This is a genomic window from Sphingorhabdus buctiana (assembly GCF_042680825.1).
Lineage (GTDB): Bacteria > Pseudomonadota > Alphaproteobacteria > Sphingomonadales > Sphingomonadaceae > Sphingorhabdus_B > Sphingorhabdus_B buctiana.
In genome coordinates this window covers 212,475-231,971 of sequence record NZ_JBHUEL010000004.1, presented here as the reverse complement: position 1 = coordinate 231,971, position 19,497 = coordinate 212,475, and the positions used below count along the sequence as shown (strand labels likewise).

13 protein-coding genes are annotated in these 19,497 nt (G+C 57.5%); 9 read left to right on the top strand and 4 right to left on the bottom strand.

The features are described 5' to 3' along the window. Positions 1 to 4: 4 nt before the first annotated feature. A complete protein-coding gene (locus ACFSAG_RS06230; RefSeq protein ID WP_381512531.1) occupies positions 5 to 2,008 on the bottom strand; it encodes a lytic transglycosylase domain-containing protein in 2,004 nt (667 codons plus the stop codon). Between the two features lie 89 nt (positions 2,009 to 2,097). Between ACFSAG_RS06230 and dapA the strand changes: the two genes are divergently transcribed. The 6 genes from dapA (at position 2,098) to recA (ending at position 9,806) form a co-directional block, all read left to right on the top strand. Next, on the top strand, positions 2,098 to 2,973 hold the full coding sequence (gene dapA, locus ACFSAG_RS06225; RefSeq protein ID WP_381512528.1) for a 4-hydroxy-tetrahydrodipicolinate synthase: 876 nt from the start codon (positions 2,098 to 2,100) through the stop codon (positions 2,971 to 2,973). After that, the gene (smpB, locus tag ACFSAG_RS06220; protein ID WP_374611459.1) at positions 2,973 to 3,458 is read left to right on the top strand and encodes an SsrA-binding protein SmpB; all 486 of its coding nucleotides are present in this window, start codon (positions 2,973 to 2,975) and stop codon (positions 3,456 to 3,458) included. The genes dapA and smpB overlap by 1 nt, the downstream gene beginning before the upstream one ends. Continuing rightward, positions 3,455 to 4,021 (top strand): DUF2062 domain-containing protein, encoded by a 567-nt coding sequence (locus ACFSAG_RS06215; RefSeq protein ID WP_381512524.1) that lies wholly within the window; start codon positions 3,455 to 3,457, stop codon positions 4,019 to 4,021. The genes smpB and ACFSAG_RS06215 overlap by 4 nt, the downstream gene beginning before the upstream one ends. Before the next feature lie 77 nt (positions 4,022 to 4,098). Beyond that, positions 4,099 to 6,144 carry a M13 family metallopeptidase gene (locus ACFSAG_RS06210; RefSeq protein ID WP_381512521.1) on the top strand — a complete coding sequence of 682 codons (2,046 nt, stop codon included), beginning with the start codon at positions 4,099 to 4,101 and terminating at the stop codon, positions 6,142 to 6,144. Between the two features lie 99 nt (positions 6,145 to 6,243). Continuing rightward, positions 6,244 to 8,571: a hybrid sensor histidine kinase/response regulator gene (locus ACFSAG_RS06205; protein WP_381512831.1), complete on the top strand. Its 2,328-nt coding sequence runs from the start codon at positions 6,244 to 6,246 to the stop codon at positions 8,569 to 8,571. A gap of 140 nt (positions 8,572 to 8,711) precedes the next feature. Next, on the top strand, positions 8,712 to 9,806 hold the full coding sequence (recA, locus tag ACFSAG_RS06200; RefSeq protein WP_374611454.1) for a recombinase RecA: 1,095 nt from the start codon (positions 8,712 to 8,714) through the stop codon (positions 9,804 to 9,806). A 113-nt stretch (positions 9,807 to 9,919) separates the two neighbouring features. Here recA and ACFSAG_RS06195 read toward each other — a convergent pair whose 3' ends face one another. Then, the gene (locus ACFSAG_RS06195) at positions 9,920 to 11,953 is read right to left on the bottom strand and encodes an elongation factor G (RefSeq protein ID WP_381512517.1); all 2,034 of its coding nucleotides are present in this window, start codon (positions 11,951 to 11,953) and stop codon (positions 9,920 to 9,922) included. Between the two features lie 225 nt (positions 11,954 to 12,178). Here ACFSAG_RS06195 and ACFSAG_RS06190 point away from each other — a divergent pair, with 225 nt between their 5' ends. The 3 genes from ACFSAG_RS06190 (at position 12,179) to alaS (ending at position 16,353) form a co-directional block, all read left to right on the top strand. Continuing rightward, positions 12,179 to 12,997, top strand: a complete 819-nt coding sequence (locus ACFSAG_RS06190) for a class I SAM-dependent methyltransferase (protein WP_381512515.1) — start codon at positions 12,179 to 12,181, stop codon at positions 12,995 to 12,997. An 18-nt stretch (positions 12,998 to 13,015) separates the two neighbouring features. Then, a complete protein-coding gene (locus ACFSAG_RS06185; protein ID WP_381512513.1) occupies positions 13,016 to 13,642 on the top strand; it encodes a glutathione S-transferase family protein in 627 nt (208 codons plus the stop codon). A 65-nt stretch (positions 13,643 to 13,707) separates the two neighbouring features. Beyond that, on the top strand, positions 13,708 to 16,353 hold the full coding sequence (gene alaS, locus ACFSAG_RS06180) for an alanine--tRNA ligase (protein ID WP_381512510.1): 2,646 nt from the start codon (positions 13,708 to 13,710) through the stop codon (positions 16,351 to 16,353). On the opposite strand, the gene ACFSAG_RS06175 is transcribed toward alaS, so the two are convergent. Then, positions 16,331 to 18,121 carry a cation:proton antiporter domain-containing protein gene (locus ACFSAG_RS06175; RefSeq protein ID WP_381512507.1) on the bottom strand — a complete coding sequence of 597 codons (1,791 nt, stop codon included), beginning with the start codon at positions 18,119 to 18,121 and terminating at the stop codon, positions 16,331 to 16,333. The genes alaS and ACFSAG_RS06175 overlap by 23 nt on opposite strands. A gap of 40 nt (positions 18,122 to 18,161) precedes the next feature. Beyond that, entirely contained in the window at positions 18,162 to 19,385 is a 1,224-nt protein-coding gene (locus tag ACFSAG_RS06170) for an NADP-dependent isocitrate dehydrogenase (RefSeq protein WP_381512505.1), read from the bottom strand. Between the last annotated feature and the right edge of the window lie 112 nt (positions 19,386 to 19,497).

Sequence of the window (19,497 nt, the reverse complement as noted above, 5' to 3'; positions counted from 1 at the left end):
GAATTTAGCCGACAACCCTGCGACCGAGATAGTTGCTTAGCGGCGTATTCGTCCGATAGCGTGCCTTTTCCGGATAAAGATGGTCGTACATCACGGCATTTTCGAGGACGCGCTGCACATAATTGCGCGTTTCGAAAATGGGGATCTGTTCGATCCAGTCCAATATGTCGATGCCGCCTGAGCGTGGGTCGCCATTGCGGGCGAGCCATTTATTCACATTACCCGGGCCGGCGTTGTATGCCGCCACAGCCAACGGATAGCTGCCATTATAGTAGTTCAACATCCGCTGGAAATAGGTCGAACCCAGTTGGACATTATAGGTGATGTCGCTGTTCAGGGCTTCGGGGCGATAGGCCAGTGCGATTTTGCCCGAGGTTTCCCGAGCAGTGCCCGGCATCAGCTGCATCAGGCCGCGCGCGCCAGCGTGGCTTACTGCATTGCGATCAAACTGGCTTTCCTGCCGGGCGATGGCGTGGATGAAAGTCCAGTTGCCCGCATGTTCCGGCGGAACGCTAATGATCGGATAGCCGAGCCGGATCAGCGCATCATGGCCTTCGATCCGCGCGCTGCGCGCCGCAATCACCGAAAGGTCAGGGCGCCCAATGAGGTTCGACCAGGCGAACAGATTTTTGAAATCGCTCTCGGTTTTGGCCGAATTGGAGAGGGCGCGCATGAAGCTGTTGGAATCGCGCCAACCTGGGAAGGATGAGGACATTCTTGCGGCATTATAGGATGCCGGAACCATGTTGGCGGCCAGTTGCGGCAGTTGCGGTGCCGCTGGCACAGCAGGCAGCGGGCGGCCCAATGACTCCAATGCCAATTGGCCATGGAAGAAATCATAATAGCGCGCAGCTTCGGTTAGATAGCGCTGCGCCGCTTGCGCATCGCCCGATTTCTTTGCCGCGCGACCCGCCCAATAAAGGCCTTTGGCGCGGGTTTGCGGTGTTCGTGCACCAGCGGTGTAGAAGTTGAACATCTCAATCGCTTCGCGTGGACGATTGAGTTTGTAATAAGCCGCTTCGCCCGCCAGCCATGCAAGGCTGGTGTAAGTATCGCGGGTGCCGAGGTCGAGCTTTGTAATGTCAGTGCCCGTAGGGAAGGCATCGGAAAGTTTTGATGCAATGCGATACGCAAGGTCAAACTGGCCGTCTGCTTCAGCTGCTTCTGCATTGGTGAGCAACACTTTCAGCCAGTCACGCGCGACATGTGGCGGCGATACGAGCGTTGGGCGATTGGCGAGCAGTTCGCGCGCGGCCCAGCTATTGCCGGATGCGCGCAATGCCGAAACGCGCTCCATCAACAATCCGGCATCGCTCGAACCGGTTTGGCCCAGTGCAGCAAATTTGGCTGCTGCGTCAGGAGCTTTCAGTTCATGCGCCAATTGCGCTTCGAGCACGGGTTTGCGCTGTTCAGATGCATAGGGCAGCCAGCGTTGCGCCCCGCGTGTCGAGTTCGACCATAGCAGGCGACTGATCCGGATATCGTAATCTGCTGGCGTCAGGTTCCCCGACATCAACTGGAAGATGCGGTTCTCGTCATCGTCAGAAAGCGTGCCTTCACGCCACGCCCTGCGCCCCCATTGTATGGCGCGCGCCTTGTCGCCCGTTGCTGCCAGCGCGAGCGCGAATTTCGCACGGCCGCCGTTGGTGACGGGCTCGAGCTTGTCAAAATAGGCGACTACCTGGTTGGGCGACCAACTGAGGACATTGATCGCCTGCTCGGCATTTTTGCGCATTTCATCGGTATTCGGCCAATCCGGGTATGACATCAGAAACGAAGCATATTCGGAAAAGCTATATTGTCCCGACTGGCTCAACATCCGCCAACGTTGCAGCGCCGCCGGAACAGCGCCGCCGGTTGGATCGGCCGCCGGCATGGTGGCAGATGAAGGATCGCCAATCCCGCTGCGCCAGACGATCTCGGGGTTCTCCGGCGTATTGGCGGCGAATGCAGAAGCTGGAATTGCCAGCAGCGAAGCGGAAATCAGGTGCTTTACCATGCGCGACATATTATGGGCTCACTCCTTGTCGGAAGATGAACCATGCACCCCTGCAGTTCATCGGACGCTTCATTTGGCTAATTTCTGGGATAAAATCCATGTTTTCCGGCTCAATTCCGGCTCTGGTGACTCCTTTTTGCGACGGAACGTTTTCCGAGTCGCATTTTCGTGCGCTGGTCGATTGGCAAATCGCCGAAGGTTCGAGTGCATTGGTGCCGTGCGGCACAACCGGGGAGGCGCCGACGCTTTCCTATGATGAACATTACCGGGTAATATCCATCTGCATCGAGCACGCGGCGGGGCGTGTGCCTGTGATTGCCGGATGTGGATCGAACGATACCGCCACCGCGGTGCGCCACATGCAATTTGCCAAGGCCGAAGGTGCAGCCGCAGCTTTGGTAGTCGCACCCTACTACAACCGCCCGAACCAGGACGGCATCTACGCCCATTATGCGCATCTCGCCGAAAAAAGCGACTTGCCGATTATTGTCTATAATGTGCCTGCTCGCACGGTGACCGATATTCAGCCGGCAACCCTCGCGCGCCTTGCAGAGATTCCGACCATTGTCGGCGTGAAGGATGCCAGCGGGCAAATTGCCCGGGTCGGTGAACATCGTCTCGGTTGCGGCACTGATTTCTGCCAGCTTTCGGGCAATGACGACATGGCGCTTGCATTTAACGCCGCTGGCGGGGTTGGCTGCATTTCCGTGACCGCCAATGTTGCGCCGCGCCTGTGCGCCGAATTCCAGGCAGCATGCGCAAATGGCGATTACAAGTTGGCACGCGAACTGAACGATCGCCTGCATTCCCTTCATTCTGCATTGTTTACCGATGCTTCGCCGGGCCCGGTGAAATATGCGATGGCGCGGGTGATCGCAGGCTTCCCGGATGAGTTGCGCTTGCCGCTCGTTCCCGCATCAGCGGCCAGCCGTAAGGCAGTTGACGAAGCTCTGGAGATAGCAGGTCTGGTCTGATGGCACGCCCCAAGCCCGAAACATTCCAGAAAGCAAAGGTCGTCGCCGAGAACCGGCGGGCGCGATATGATTATCATATTGAGGACAAATATGAGGCCGGGATCGCACTGACCGGGACGGAAGTGAAATCGCTTCGTTTTGGCGAGGGATCGATCGCAGAAAGCTATGCCGAGGTCAAAGAAGGTGGCGAAGTCTGGCTGGTCAACGCCAATATTCCCGAATTCAGCCACGGCAATCGTTACAATCATGAGCCCAAGCGGCCTCGTAAATTGCTCCTTAATGTCCGTGAGATAAGCAAACTGCATGGAGCGGTGGCGCGCCAGGGGATGACATTGGTTCCACTGTCCATATATTTTAACAATCGTGGCCGAGCTAAGGTTGAACTCGCGCTCGCCAAGGGCAAGAAGGCGCCGGACAAACGGGCAACCGAAAAAGAACGGGATTGGAAGCGTGAACAGGGAAGGTTGATGCGGGAACGCGGATGAACGGTTTGACGAAATGGATTCATGAACAGGCGCCGTCTCGGGAAAGTTTCGAGCGGAACAGGTTCCTGCGTCCATTCGCGCAGCGCGTTTTCCATCCGGCATTGTGGCGTTTCACACGCAGGTCGGTCCCGCGCGGAGTCGCGCTTGGCTTGCTGGTCGGCATTTTCCTTTTGATTCCAGGCGTGCAGATAGCGGGGGTTGCGTTGTTGGCTCTGCCAGTCCGTGCGAATATCCCCATCGGCGCTGCGATGACATTCCTCAGCATGCCGGCGACAACGCCGCTGATCCTTGCGGCTTCGGTCTACGTCGGTAACGGGCTGCTGCATCTGAAAGCTGACATCTTCCAGTTCCAGCGCCTGATCGAAGCAGGTGCTCCGCTGTCGGAATGGATGACCTGGCTGTTATCAGATGCCGCGCCCGCGATGGTGGTCGGCCTTGCCGTGATTTCGGTGATCAGCGCTGCAATCGGCTATTTGGTCGCGGCATGGTTCTGGCGCTGGCGGATTGGTAGCAAATGGCGTCGCCGGTCGAAGGCTCATGCCGCTGGTGGAACGGCCATTTAGGGCTGTCACCTTTTTTAGCTATTTTTTCCCCGTACGAGTCGGCTTGGACTCGATCTTTAACTGGGGAGTGTTTGTAAATGAATTCGTTGAGCAAGCTGGCGATCATAGCCGGCGTATCGCTGTCGGCCGTTATTGTCGCATCGCCGGCATTGGCAAACACCGCTGGTGAAACCGCGGCCAAGGATGGCCCTGAACTTGGCACTTTCGGTTTTGACGAAAGCGGCATGGATCGCAGCACAGCACCAGGCGAAAATTTCTATCTCTTTGCCAATGGCGAATGGCTGAAAAATAACGAAATTCCAGCGGACAAGTCCAACTATGGCATGTTCACCAAGCTCGACGATTTGTCGAAAGAGCGCGTGAAGGGGCTTGTCGATGAATCGGCGAAGGATCCCAAAAGCAAGATGGGTATCGCCTATTCCACCTATCTGGATGAAGCGGCGATCGAGAAGAAGGGCCTTGCACCGATACAGCCCATTTTGAAACAGGTGCGCGCAGTCAAAACCCACAAACAGTTCGCAGCGCTATTGCCCAAGCTTGCTCCCAAGGGCGTGGGTGCCCTGTTCGGTGGCTATGTTGGCCAGGATGACAAGAATCCGGAGGCTTACATCTTCCAGATCTTCCAGGGTGGTACGGGCCTCCCGGATCGTGACATGTATCTGGTGGATAACCCCAAATTTGAAGAAATCCGCACGGCTTACAAAACCTATCTGGCGGCGATGCTGGCCCATGCTGGCGAAAAGAATGCCGAAGCACGCGCGAACGCGATTTTTGAAACCGAGAAGAAAATAGCGCAGGTGCAATGGACCCGCGAAGACAGTTCGGATGCAACCAAGACCTACAACAAGCTGACTTTGGCGGAGCTCGATCAGCTTGCGCCGCAACTTTCAATGTCCGCCATGCTGAAGAAGATCAGCCCTAAAGTCGGCGATGTTCTGGTCGCCCAACCGAGCGCGATCACCGCAACGGCGAAGATTTTCGGAGAAACCGACATCGGTGTGTTCAAGGACCAGATGATGGTTGCCGCGCTTGCCAATTATGCCGGCGTTTTACCCGCAGCCGTCGATAAGACAGTGTTTGCATTCTATGGAACGACATTGGCCGGCACGCCGCAGCAGCAGGTTCGTTGGAAGCGTGGCATCGGATTTGTCGAAGGTGCGCTGGCGGATGAGATCGGCAAGCAATATGCTGCAAAATATTTCCCGCCTGAAACCAAGGCAGCGGCCAATGAGCTGGTTCGCAATGTCGTTGCTGCCATGGGCCGCCGGGTTGAAGGCCTTGACTGGATGCAGCCCGAAACCAAGGCGAAGGCAAAGCAGAAGCTGGCCAATTTCACGACCAAGATTGGCTATCCCGATCAGTGGCACGACTATGCAAAGCTGAAGATCGTCAAAGGTGATGCATTCGGAAACGCCATGCGCGCCAACGAATTTGGCTTTGCGGACAATATCAGCAAGCTGGGCCAGCCGATCCGCCGTTGGGAATGGGGCATGCTGCCACAGACGATCAACGCCTATGCCAATTTCAGCATGAACGAGATCGTATTCCCTGCGGCAATTTTGCAGCCGCCCTTCTTTGATCCGAAGGCAGATGCAGCCATCAACTATGGCGGTATCGGTGCAGTAATCGGCCATGAAATCAGCCATCATTTCGATGACCAAGGGTCGAAATACGACCAGAATGGGCGGCTTTCCGACTGGTGGACCGAGGCGGATGTCGCAGCATTCAAAAAGGCGAGCGAAGCGCTGATCAAGCAATATGATGCTTATGAGATTTTTCCGGGTGCCAATGTGAAGGGCGAATTTACCCTGGGCGAGAATATCGGCGATCTGGCAGGACTTACCGTCGCATATGAAGCGTACAAGGCGTCGCTTGGCGGCAAGGAAGCACCGGTAATCGATGGCTATACCGGCGACCAGCGCTTCTTCCTGGGTTGGGCACAGGTGTGGCGGCGCAACTATCGTGAGGCCAACCTCAGAAACCGGTTGATAACCGACCCCCACAGCCCTTCTGAACAGCGTGTTTGGGTGGTGCGCAACCTTGACAAATGGTATGAGGCGTTCCAGCCGAAAGCAGGACAGAAGCTTTACCTCGCTCCGGGGGAACGCGTTCGTATCTGGTAAATAAGGAACCCTAAATTGGCTGGCAGCCTTCCATCTTCGCAAATCGGAAAATCGGGGCGCGAAGGTGGCGGGGCTGCTGATGCCTATCGGTCCCATGCGATCATCATTGCGGCGGCGGTCGCGCTGTCACTGTTGCTCGTCTGGCTAGTGACGGGCGAAGCAATTTTGCTGGTCGTCACGGCGGCCGGTTTGATAGGTCTTGGCGGCTTCCTCTTTGTCGCTGCGCGTTTGCAGCGCCCGGTCGACGCGAGCGGCGATACCTCCCCTCCAGACTGGTCGGTCGCATATTCCGCAATTGAACTCGATCGCGCTGCCGTTGCTATCAGCGACCGGGCAGGGCGATTGCTTTGCGCCAACGGACGTTTCAACCTTTGGTTTGAAGGGTTGCAGGCCCCGCCCGATCTTGGCCTTTCGGAATCTGACCGCGAATTGTTGCTGAAAGCAGGGCGCTCCGCCTGGCGGGACGGTCGGGCAAGCGTAGATGCAATTTCCAAACGCGCAATCACCTATCGGGTCGATGTGAAGCGGACTGGCGCGGCGGACGAATATTTGTTGTGGCGCTTTGCACAGGTCGAAAGCATCAGCACAGAAGCGCTCGCCATCGACTTGGTCGCGGGCAAGGTGGGACGAGCTTTGGCCCAGGCCGGAGTCATGGCGGTCACCGTTGGCCCGGAGGGGCGGGTGCGTTCGTCAAATGCGGCATTCGCCTTGCGGGCAGCGGGCAGCGAAACCGCGAACATTGCCAACCGTGACTGCGCCGCACTGTTGCGAATGGACGAAAAAGGAACGGTCTATTTCGCCCGCGAAGGTCGCCATGCTTCGCCCATAAGGCTGCTTCATGTTCCGTTGTCTGCTGATGGACCTGATGGTGCCGCCATCTTGCTGGCACTGGATGACGATGGCCGCGCAGCACAAGATGGCGCGGGCCATATGCATGTCGAACAACTGCTCTCCAACCTGCCACTCGGACTTGCACTGGTCGACCGCGACGGACGTTTCCTTTTCGCGAATGATGCCTTTTTGCGTGTTGCCGGCGTGCATGATGGCAAGCTGCCCTCTTATCCGGGTGACCTAGTGGTCGCAGAAGATAAAGCCGCAGTATCGGATACGATCCGGCGCTATGCGGGTGGTCAATCGATGTCGGGCGATATCGCGGTTCGCCTCATCGATCAGCCCGATGAAGCAATTGCGCTTTCCATCGCAGGTCTGCGCGGCTTGGGTAATGCCGCTGTATTGCTGGGGCTCAAGGACAATAGCGAAGAGGTGAAGCTGAAGCGTCAGGTTGCCCAGGCGACCAAGATGCAGGCGGTCGGTCAACTCGCTGGCGGCGTTGCCCATGATTTCAACAATATCCTGACCGCCATCATTGGCTATTGCGATCTGATGCTGTTGCGCCACCCACCGGGTGACAGCGATTATGACGATATCCAACAGATCAAGAACAACTCGAACCGCGCTGCCAGCCTGACGCGCCAGTTGCTCGCTTTCTCGCGCCAACAGACTTTGCGACCGCAGATATTGCAATTGCCTGACGTGGTTGCCGAAGTTTCGCACCTGTTGAAGCGATTGCTGGGCGAGGGTGTCCAGCTTGAGGTCAATCATAGCCGCGGCATCGGCGCCGTGCGTGCCGACCCGGGGCAGCTTGAACAGGTGATCATCAACCTTGGGGTAAATGCCCGCGATGCGATGCCCAATGGCGGGACATTGCGGATAGAGACGAAACCGGTTTCTCCTGCTGACGTGCGAGCAATGCGCAGTGAGATCCTGCCTATAGGCGAATATGCTCTGCTCTCCGTATCCGATACCGGAACCGGGATACCGCGCGATCATATCGGAAAAATTTTTGAGCCCTTCTTCACCACCAAGGAAGTGGGGAAGGGCACTGGACTGGGCCTTTCGACCGTATACGGTATCGTCAAGCAATCGGGCGGGTTCATCTTTGCCGATTCAGAGGTTGGCAAGGGAACCCGCTTCGATGTCTATTTGCCCACGCATGTTGGCGATGTGAGCGCAGGCGAAGCAAAAGCCGAACCGGTGAAGGAAACGCCCGAAGAGGAAATGTGGGGCAATGCCAATATCCTCTTGGTCGAAGATGAGGATATGGTGCGCGCCGTCGCCGAACGTGCGCTGGTACGGCAGGGATATACCGTGGAGACTGCGCGCGACGGCGAGGAAGGGCTTCAGCATTTTGCCGACGGCAAGCGGTATGACCTCATCATTTCCGACGTTGTGATGCCCAATATGGATGGGCCGTCAATGGCGCGGAAGTTGCGAGCCGATTATGGCGACGTGCGCATCCTGTTCATGTCTGGCTATGCAGAGGAACAACTGCGGCAATCGATCAATCTCGATAATGTCCATTTCCTGCCAAAGCCATTTTCGGTCCAGCAGATTGCCGAAGCGGTGAAAAACGCGCTAAAAAATTGATGTATCTGTAATATAAGGATTATAATTTATTGTTCCACTCTTGTTCTATGAGAACAAAGGCGATACACAATGCTTAGTTCCTGTAATGTTCCGGTGGTGGGAATGGCAGGAACAGGGCACGCTATCCAAGGAGTGGAACAATGGCAGCAAGTCTTAAAGTCATCGAAGGGGATCAGGCAAAGACCATGAATAATGCAGAACGTGAACGCGCGCTTGAAGCTGCGCTGGCCCAGATCGACCGTGCATTCGGCAAGGGATCTGCAATGAAATTGGGCAGCCGAGAGGCTATGCAGATTGAGGCAATTTCGACTGGCTCGCTAGGTCTCGACATTGCCCTTGGAATTGGTGGCCTTCCCAAGGGCCGCGTCATCGAAATCTATGGTCCGGAAAGTTCGGGCAAGACCACGCTTACACTGCACGCCATTGCCGAAGCGCAAAAGGCGGGTGGTACGGCAGCGTTTATCGATGCCGAGCATGCGCTCGATCCGGTTTACGCGAAAAAGCTGGGCGTCGATATCGATAACCTGATCGTTTCGCAGCCCGATACCGGCGAACAGGCGCTGGAGATTGCGGATACGCTGGTGCGTTCCAACGCAGTCGACATTCTCGTGATTGACTCGGTTGCCGCACTTGTGCCGCGCGCCGAAATAGAGGGCGAGATGGGTGACAGCCATGTCGGCTTGCAGGCCCGCTTGATGAGCCAAGCCTTGCGCAAGATCACGGGTTCAATCAGCCGGTCGAACTGCATGGTAATCTTCATCAACCAGATCCGTATGAAGATCGGTGTGATGTATGGTTCGCCGGAAACCACCACTGGTGGTAATGCGCTGAAATTCTACGCTTCGGTTCGCCTCGATATTCGCCGCACCGGCCAGATCAAGGACCGTGAGGATATCGTTGGCAACACCACCCGGGTGAAGGTTGTCAAGAACAAGGTCGCGCCACCGTTCAAGCAGGTGGAATTCGACATCATGTATGGCGAAGGCATCTCCAAGACCGGCGAACTGCTTGATATCGGCGTCAAGGCCGGGTTGGTCGAGAAATCGGGTAGCTGGTTCAGCTATGACTCAATCCGTATCGGCCAGGGTCGTGAAAATGCGAAAATCTGGCTGCGCGAAAATCCTGAAATGGCAGCCAAGCTGGAAGCAGCCATTCGCGGCAAGACCGACCAGGTGGCAGAGGAAATGATGGTCGGCTCGCCTGAAGATGATGGAACCGAACTGATCGACGAATAATCGTCCACCGTCCCCCAAGGCTCTCTCCCAAGGAGCCGAAATGCGCACCACGCCTGATCGGTGCGCTCGGCCCGCCCCGGACCACCCTGGGGCGGGCCATTGCGTTTAGACCATCAAGCGGGTTCGAGCGTTGCTTGCTTGACGACCTCGTCCGCAAGTTTTCCGGAAAGTTCGGAGAGATGGTCGAATTTTGACGTGAAGGTTGCCAATCCCTGACTCAACGACCTCAATTCGGCATCTAGGCCGTTGAGGCTCGAAACGGGAAGGTGGGCTTCGACCATCTCCCAGCGTTGCCAATCGGGATGTGTTCCAAGGTTCAGAATCTGGCCGCGTCTGGACGAAACCACGGAACCCATTTTGGAACCTGTGCCCGGCGGGGCTGCAATTGCGACATGGACGACAGGTTCGAGCAAATAAGGTTGGCATTGCGCCAATGCCTCGCTCATCGCAAGCTTGCCTGCCAGCCTGAAGGCCAGCTCCGAACTGTCTACCGAGTGATAGCTGCCGTCGATCAGCGTCACGGCGACATCGACCACCGGGAAACCCAGTGGCCCGCGCTCCATCGCATCGCGAACCCCGGCTTCTACAGCGGGTATCCACTGCTTTGGCACAACCCCGCCCGAAATTTTCTCTTCAAAGACGAATCCCGAACCGCGTGGCAACGGCCGAACCTCGATCACAACATCGCCATATTGGCCGTGCCCACCGGATTGCTTTTTGTGCCGTCCCCGTTGCGTCACACCTTTCCGGATCGACTCGCGATATGCGACACGGGGGGCGTGGGTCACGACTTCGACGCCATAACGGCGCTTCAACCTCTGTAATGTCACATTCAGATGCTCGTCATTGACGCCCCGCAGCAACGTTTCATGGCTCGTCTTGTCCTGAGTCCATTCGAGCGCTGGGTCCTCTTCAACCAGCTTGTGCAGCGCTGTGGAGAGTTTGACATCATCTTGGCGATTTCTGGCGCGCAGTGCGACGGTTGCATTGCGCGGAGGCATGTCGATCAATTCTGCTGACCCAGCATCGCAGGTAGAACTGAAAATCATTCCGCAGCGCGCGGCATCGGCTTTCGCGATTGCAACAATGTCTCCCGCGTCGGCTGCCTGCAGTTTGTTCGTTTTGTCCCCTTGCACGGCGAACAAGGCGCCAGCGCGCATATCTGCCGACAGTTCGGCACCTTCATTCAAACCGCTCCCCAACACCCGAGCCAATGCCAACCGCCCGACTGCACCGCCATTTGCTACCTTGAACACATGCACGCCGTCGCCCTTGGTTCCCATTCTTTCGGCAGCCTGTTGGACTGATGGTGCTTCATGGCGGAGCATTTTCAGCAATCGATGGATACCAAAGCCGTTGAGCGCAGATCCAAACATCACCGGTACGACCCAGCCTGCACGCGCTTCCTCGGTCAGATCCTGCAAGACTCGCTCAAGGTTGGGCTGCTCATCCATCAGCAGTGTTTCGAGCAACGCATCGTCATGGTCGGCAAGTGTTTCGAGCATGTGGAAACGCTCATTTGCTTCACGTACTGCCAGATCCGCTGGGATATCGATCCGCTCGCTCTCTTTCCCCGGTACATAGCGATGGGCCCGCTCCAAGGCGATATCGATGAAACCGGTTATCTTTTCACACTCACGTATCGGAATCTGCCGCGCTACCAATGGCGGCCCGCTAATGGGCTGCATGGCGGCTAGCAAGTCGCGAATTCGGCCGCGCGCGGCATCGATCTTGTTCACGAAGACTGCATGCGGGATTTGGAGCGTTTCCAACCGGCGCAATATGGGTTCTGCAAGCGCCGCCCGCTCAGGTTCAGGGTCGACCACAACGATCGCCATGTCAGCACTTCCCAATGCGGCATAACCGTCCGCAGCAAAGCCCACCGAACCGGGGGTATCTATAATCGCAAACTTGTCTCCCAGATATTCGAAGCGGCTGAGGTTGATCTCGGTCGAGCCGCGCCGTGCGCGCGCTTCCGGGCTTGAATCGCCGATGGTGGTTCCGGCTTCGACCGATCCCAGCCGGTTGATTGCTCCCGCTGCGTACAACATCGTTTCCGAAAGGCTGGTCTTCCCGGATCCTGCCGGGCCAACAAGGGCGATCGCCCTTACTCCGATCGTTTTGGCGCCTTCGGTGGTGCTTGCCATCATTCGTCTCCTCTTGTCCAAGTGGAGCGTGCTGGCGCAGCCTTCAGGATGTGCGCCAACGCGCGACAAAAACATCAGGGGCTGGCAAATATGTCAGGGCGGGACGGGGGATTTGGCCGTGGCGCATTTGCCAGTCCCTGACCAGATGGATGCTGCGCCTAAGCGGGCTGAGTCGCAAGTGCAAAAGTGGTTGCACGCGCTGCTCCCTCGACTAGGGTCGACGGCATGACAGACAAGAGCGAATGGCAGGGGCAGGTTGGTTCGAGTTGGGCCCGGCAGTGGCAACGCACCGATCGCTCCTTCGCACCTTTGACCGCAATCTTGCTGGAACGAATTTCCAGTTTCGCAGATACAAGACGCATTGCAGACATAGGTTGCGGTGCTGGCGAGCTTTCAATCGAGCTTGCAGCTGCGCGCCCGGATACAGAAGTGCTTGGGCTGGATATCTCCCCCGATCTCATTTCGGCCGCATCCGCGCGCGGTTCGCATCACCCCAATCTGCGCTTCGCCGTTGCCGACGCGTCCACATGGAGCGATCTTTCCTCTGCGCCTGACCTTTATGTTTCCCGGCATGGCGTGATGTTTTTCGACGATCCCGTTGCCGCGTTTTCCAATTTGCACGGTTCAGCGGCGCCGCGCGCGAGTTTGGTTTTTTCCTGCTTCAGGAGCCCGAGTGAAAATGCCTGGGCAAGCAAGATTGGCGCGCTTGTACCGTCGGCACCCGCTGCCAATCCACATGCGCCGGGGCCATTTGCCTTTGCCGATTCTGCGCACGTTGCAGGGATATTGTCCGCGGCAGGCTGGGGCGACATTGCTTTCGAACCTGTCGATTTTGATTATGTCGCGGGAAGCGGTGAGGATCCTATATCCGACGCGCTCGACTTTTTTGGGCATATTGGCCCTGCAGCCCGCGCGATCCGGATGCTCGAAGGCGATGCCCGAAAACAGTTTCTGGACCGGCTGCGCATGCTCGCCGAAAGCCATCTGCAACAAGACAAGGTACGTTTTTCGGCCGCTGCCTGGATTGTTACCGCAAAGAAATAACCGATCGAGGAGAGAGACATGAGCCTTAAGGTCCATCACCTGAACAACAGCCGCTCGCAGCGCATCCTTTGGCTGTTGGAGGAGCTGGGGACCGATTATGAAATCGTCCATCACCAGCGTGATGCTGTCACGAACCTCGCCCCGCCAGAACTCCTCGAGGTCCATCCGCTGGGCAAGTCGCCGGTGATCGATGACAATGGACAGATCGTTTATGAATCCGCTGCGATCGTTGAATATCTGTGCGAACGCCATGGCGGGGCGCATCTGGTTCCTGCCCGCGGTACCGACGACCATATCCGCTACCTTGAATGGATCCACTTTGCTGAAGGGTCGGCGATGACACCGATCCTCCTCAATCTCTATACATCGCGTCTGGGCGATGCAGCCGCGCCGCTGCGACCGCGCATCGACCAGCAACTGGAAAGCCACTTCCGCTATATCGAAGACCGCTTGCTTCCGTCTGGTTGGCTGGTTGGTGACAGCATGACAGGTGCCGATATCATGGTCAGCTTTCCTGCCGAAGCAGCAGTCAAAATGGCCTTGGCGGAAGACAAGCCAAAGCTGACCGCCTATGTCGAAAAAATCCATTCTCGGCCCGCCTGGAAAACCGCGCTCGAAAAGGGCGGGCCCTATGCATATGCATAATCGCTGACACTAAGCGATATAACCGGCTTGCAGCACGCTTTGCCGTCGCCTAAGTCGCGGCTGCTATGACTTCGACCAATGACATCCGCCGCGGCTTCCTCGACTATTTTGGGGGCAATGATCATGATGTGGTGCCTTCCGCGCCGCTCGTGCCGTATAACGACCCGACCCTGATGTTCACCAATGCAGGGATGGTGCCGTTCAAGAATGTGTTCACCGGCCTTGAAACGCGCGCGCTTCCACGTGCAGCTTCGAGTCAGAAATGCGTGCGCGCCGGCGGAAAGCATAATGACCTAGACAATGTCGGCTATACCGCGCGCCATCATACCTTCTTTGAAATGCTGGGGAATTTTTCCTTTGGCGATTATTTCAAGGAACAGGCCATCCATCATGCGTGGACGTTGCTGACCAAAAATTGGGGCCTTAATCCCGATAAGCTGACGGCGACAGTCTATCACACCGATGATGAGGCGTTTGACCTTTGGAAGAAGATCGCGGGCCTTCCGGAGCATCGCATCATCCGCATCCCCACCAGTGACAATTTCTGGTCGATGGGTGATACCGGACCGTGCGGGCCGTGCAGTGAAATCTTCTACGATCATGGCGAGCATATATTCGGTGGTCCCCCGGGAAGCCCCGATGAAGATGGCGACCGTTTTGTCGAAATCTGGAACCTCGTCTTCATGCAATTCGAACGGCAGGATGATGGCACCGATGTGCCGCTGCCCAAGCCGTCCATCGATACCGGCATGGGGCTGGAGCGTATCGCCGCCGTCATGCAGGGCGTGCACGACAATTATGATACCGACACTTTCAAGGCGCTGATTGCTGCATCCGAGGAATTGACCGGAACTAAAGCGGAAGGCGAAAGCAAGGCGAGCCACCGCGTGATCGCGGATCACCTGCGTTCGACCAGCTTCCTTCTGGCGGATGGCGTGATGCCTTCCAACGAAGGGCGCGGCTATGTGCTTCGCCGCATCATGCGCCGCGCAATGCGTCACGCGCACTTGCTTGGTGCAAAAGAGCCCTTGATGCACCGTCTGGTCGGCAGCCTTGCCGCTGAAATGGGTGCAGCCTATCCTGAACTGCTTCGCGCCCAGCCGCTGATTGAAGCGACGCTGAAACAGGAAGAAACGCAGTTCCGCCGCACGCTCGACAAGGGCCTCAAGTTGCTTGACGAGGCAACCGCAAAAATGGGGCAGGGCGATATCCTACCTGGCGAAACCGCGTTCAAGCTCTACGATACATATGGCTTCCCCTATGACCTGACCGAAGACGCATTGCGCGCGCAGGGTTTTGGCATCGACCGCGAAGGTTTCGATGCGGAAATGGCGCAGCAGAAAGAACGCGCCCGTGCAGCCTGGAAGGGTTCGGGTGCCAAGGCTTCGGACGAAGTCTGGTTCGATATTGCCGAACGCGTCGGGTCGACCGAATTTACCGGCTACACCGCCAGCGAAGGCGAAGGGCAGGTGATGGCGCTGGTCAAGGATGGCGCTGAAGTGCAATCCGCCAAGGCAGGCGATAGCGTAACCCTGATCACCAACCAGACGCCATTTTATGGCGAAAGCGGTGGCCAGATGGGCGATGCGGGCAGCATTTCCAGCCTTTCCGGTTTTGCAGCGACGGTCAACGACACGTCGAAACCGCTCGGTCGCCTGCACGCGCACCAGCTTACCGTTGATGCCGGTGAAGTGAAGGTAGGCGACGTCGTCCAGCTCAAGATCGATACCGCGCGTCGGGATGCTCTGCGATCAAACCATAGCGCCACGCACTTGCTGCATGCCGCATTGCGTAACCGCCTTGGCGGCCATGTGACGCAGAAGGGCAGCCTTGTGGCACCCGATCGCCTGCGTTTCGACTTCTCGCACAACCAGGCGGTGTCGCCCGAGGAAATTGCGGATATCGAAGCGGAAGTGAACGCGCAGATTCGCCGTAACACCGCAGTGACCACGCGCCTGATGGCCCCCGATGAGGCAGTGGCGGCAGGCGCACTCGCACTCTTTGGCGAGAAATATGGCGATGAAGTCCGCGTTCTTAGCATGGGTGACACCGGCGGTGCCAATTATTCGGTTGAGCTTTGCGGCGGTACCCACGTCAACGCGCTTGGCGACATTGCCTTGATGACGATCGTCTCCGAAGGTGCGGTGGCAAGTGGTATCCGCCGCATCGAAGCATTGACTGGTGAAGCCGCGCGGCAGCATCTGGCGCGTCGCGAAGGTCAGTTGAAGGATATCGCATCGCTGCTGAAAACTGCGCCCGATGAAGTGGCGGCGCGTGTTGAAACGCTGCTTGCAGAACGCCGCGCGCTCGAAAAAGAACTGTCCGATACCAAGACCAAGCTGGCGCTTTCTGGGGGCTCAGGTCCCAAGGCCGAAGCCGAGAAGGTGGGCGATACCAACTTCATGGGTCAGGTCATCCCCGGTATCGAGCCCAAGGCGCTGCGTGGCCTGGCCGATGAGCAGATGAAGGCACTCGGTGGCGGCGTGGTTGCAATCATTGCGGCGAATGAAAACGCTAATACCGTTGTCGTTGCTGTATCGCAGGATCTTGTCGGCAAATTCTCTGCCCCTGATCTCGTTCGTGCTGCGACAGCGGCGATGGGCGGGCAGGGTGGCGGCGGCCGTCCGGAAATGGCCCAAGGCGGCGGCCCTGCCGGTAGCGATCAGGCGCAGGCAGGCATCGATGCGATCAAGGCTGCGCTGGCTGGCTGAGCCGCGAGCGCAGCTTTAATCGCGGGGCTTCCTCCAGCTCCGCACCTTCCTTGATAGCGCGGCGGAACTCGTCGCGCTTTTCATGGATTGACGCGATAACAGGCCCCATTGCCACGCCCAGGTCGACCAATACCGCCTCTGAAAGCTGCAACGAGCTTTCGAGCGTTTCCGGAACTGCATCGGTTGCGCCCGCCAGATAGAGTTCAGCTGCATGCTCTGCATCGCGCGCGCGCGCGACTATCGTCAGGTCAGCGAATTGCGCGCGGATCCGCTTGGTCACTTTAGCCGCAAGCACCGGATCGTTCATCGTGAGCACGAGGCCTTTGGCGGTTTCGAGGTTCAAGCGATTCAAGGTGTGGGCTTTCGCTACATCGCCGAAAATCACATTATAGCCTTCGCGCCGCGCGGCGATGACGGCATCGACGTTGTTTTCCACTGCAAGATAGGGCTGGTTATGCGTGGTGAGCATATCGGCAACCAAAATGCCGACGCGGCCAAAGCCTATCAATATCGTGCGCGGCTCACCCGTGTTGCCGATATCCTCCTCCAGCGCCAATCCGGTGGATCGCACTTCTATGCGGCGTGCCATATCGTGCCCGATACGCGCCAATATCGGCGTGATCATCAATCCGATTGCTGTTGTTACCTGCCAGAATTTGGCGGTTTCCGGATCTATGATTTGTGCCGCACTAGCCGCGCCCAATACGATAAGCGTCGTCTCGGATGGGCTGGCCATCAGCAGGCCGGTCTCCGTTGCAACCCCAGGACGTGCGCCAGCGAATTTCAACAAGCCGCTGACCACTATTGCATTGGCGAGCAAGGTTACAACTACCGCGGCCGCCAGTTTATCCCAATTGGTGATGATGAAGCCGATGTCGATCTGCATGCCGATGCTGATCAGGAAGACACCCAGTGCCAGCCCTTTGAACGGCTCGACGACGGTTTCCACCTCGCCCTGATAGTCGGTTTCCGCAATGAGCAGGCCTGCGATCAGCGCGCCGACAATCGGTGACAATCCGACCGCAGCGGTCGCAAGGCTCGAAAGGATGACGACAAGCAAGGTCGCCGATATGAACAGTTCGGGGCTCTTCGTGCGCGCAGCCTGCCCGAACAAAGGTGGCAACAAGAAACGGCCCGCGATTAGCATGACGATGATGACGGCGAGCCCCTGCCACATGACCGTGAACAGGCCGTCCCACCCGCTGCCACTGGCTGCTTGCGGTCCGAGTACGCCCAGTACGAAAATGATCGGGACGATCGCGAGGTCTTCAAACAGCAGCATTGCAAATGCTGAACGACCTACTGATGATGTTGTACCCGCTATCGGTAGTACAAGTGCAGTTGAAGACAATGAGAGGGCGAGGCCTAGACCTATCGCTTGGACAGGGCTGTAGCCGACTGCATATAGCGCACCGCCGATGAGGATGGCTCCTCCAAACAGTTCGGCTGCACCAAGCCCGAATACTTGCCTGCGCATGCGCCATAATCGGCGAAATGACAGCTCCAGCCCGATGCCGAAAAGCAACAGGATGATGCCGAATTCGCCGATGCGGGCAATATCTTCGATATCGGAAATGGTGATCCAGCGCAGCCACGGTATCTGGTCGGCCAATGCACCGAGCCCCATGGGGCCGACGAGGACGCCCACCAGCAGGAAACCGATGATAGGCGTGATGCGCAAACGCGCAAAAGCCGGGATAACAATCCCGGCGGCGCCCAAGATGATGAGCGTGTTATTGAGTCCTTCGGTATGTAACTCGGCGGCCATGCTCCCTTCTTAAGGGGAGCAAGCCGCCGATGTCAGCAACTTACTGCCAACTGCCCATTTTTTGTTCGAGATTGGCGCGAACCGCTTCGAAGAACTGCTCGGTCGTCATCCATGCCTGGTCCGGACCGATCAGGATCGCAAGGTCCTTGGTCATGGCGCCATTTTCAACCGTCTCGATGCAGACCTGCTCAAGCGTTTCGGCGAAGCGGGTGACTTCGGGCGTGTCGTCGAACTTGCCGCGATATTTCAGGCCGCCGGTCCAGGCGAAGATCGACGCAATCGGGTTGGTCGAAGTCGCTTTGCCCTGCTGGTGCTGGCGATAGTGGCGGGTTACGGTGCCATGCGCGGCTTCCGCTTCCACGGTCTTGCCATCGGGGGTCATCAGGATCGAGGTCATCAAACCGAGCGAGCCGAAGCCCTGTGCAACCTGGTCTGACTGGACGTCGCCGTCATAATTCTTGCACGCCCAGACGAACTTGCCGCTCCACTTCAGCGCCGAAGCGACCATGTCGTCGATCAGGCGGTGTTCGTAAACGATGCCCGCGGTGTCGAACTTCTCCTTGAAGCCTTCGGTTTCGAAAACTTCCTGGAACAGATCCTTGAAACGGCCGTCATAGGCCTTGAGGATGGTGTTCTTGGTCGACAGGTAGACCGGCCAGTTGCGGCCAAGGCCGTAGTTGAAAGAGGCGCGGGCGAAATCGCGGATCGAGTCGTCCAGATTGTACATCGCCATGGCAACGCCCGACGACGGGAACATGAAGACTTCTTCGTCGATCTTCTCGCCATTTTCACCGTCCCAAACGAGGCGCAGCTTGCCGGGGCCGGGGATGCGAACGTCGGTTGCCTTATACTGGTCGCCAAAGGCATGGCGGCCAACAACGATAGGGTCGGTCCATCCCGGGATCAGGCGGGGAACGTTTTCGATTACAATCGGTTCACGGAAAACAACGCCGCCCAGAATGTTGCGGATGGTGCCGTTGGGCGACTTCCACATCTTCTTCAGGCCGAATTCTTCGACGCGTGCTTCGTCGGGGGTGATGGTCGCACATTTCACGCCAACGCCATATTCGCGGATCGCATTCGCGCTCTCGACGGTCACGCGGTCGTCGGTCGCATCGCGATGTTCGACGCCGAGGTCATAATATTTCAGGTCAATGTCGAGATAGGGCAAAATCAGGCGTTCACGGATCCATTCCCAGATGATCCGGGTCATTTCGTCGCCATCTAGTTCGACGACGGGGTTCTTCACCTTAATTTTTGCCATGACGAAGCTGCTTTCCTTGGGGATTCTGTGTTGTTGTGGCTGCGCCATAGCAAAGTTTGCCAGCCAATCAACTGCCAGTAGGCGGCAGCGATTGGCTGGCGGAATAAGGCGC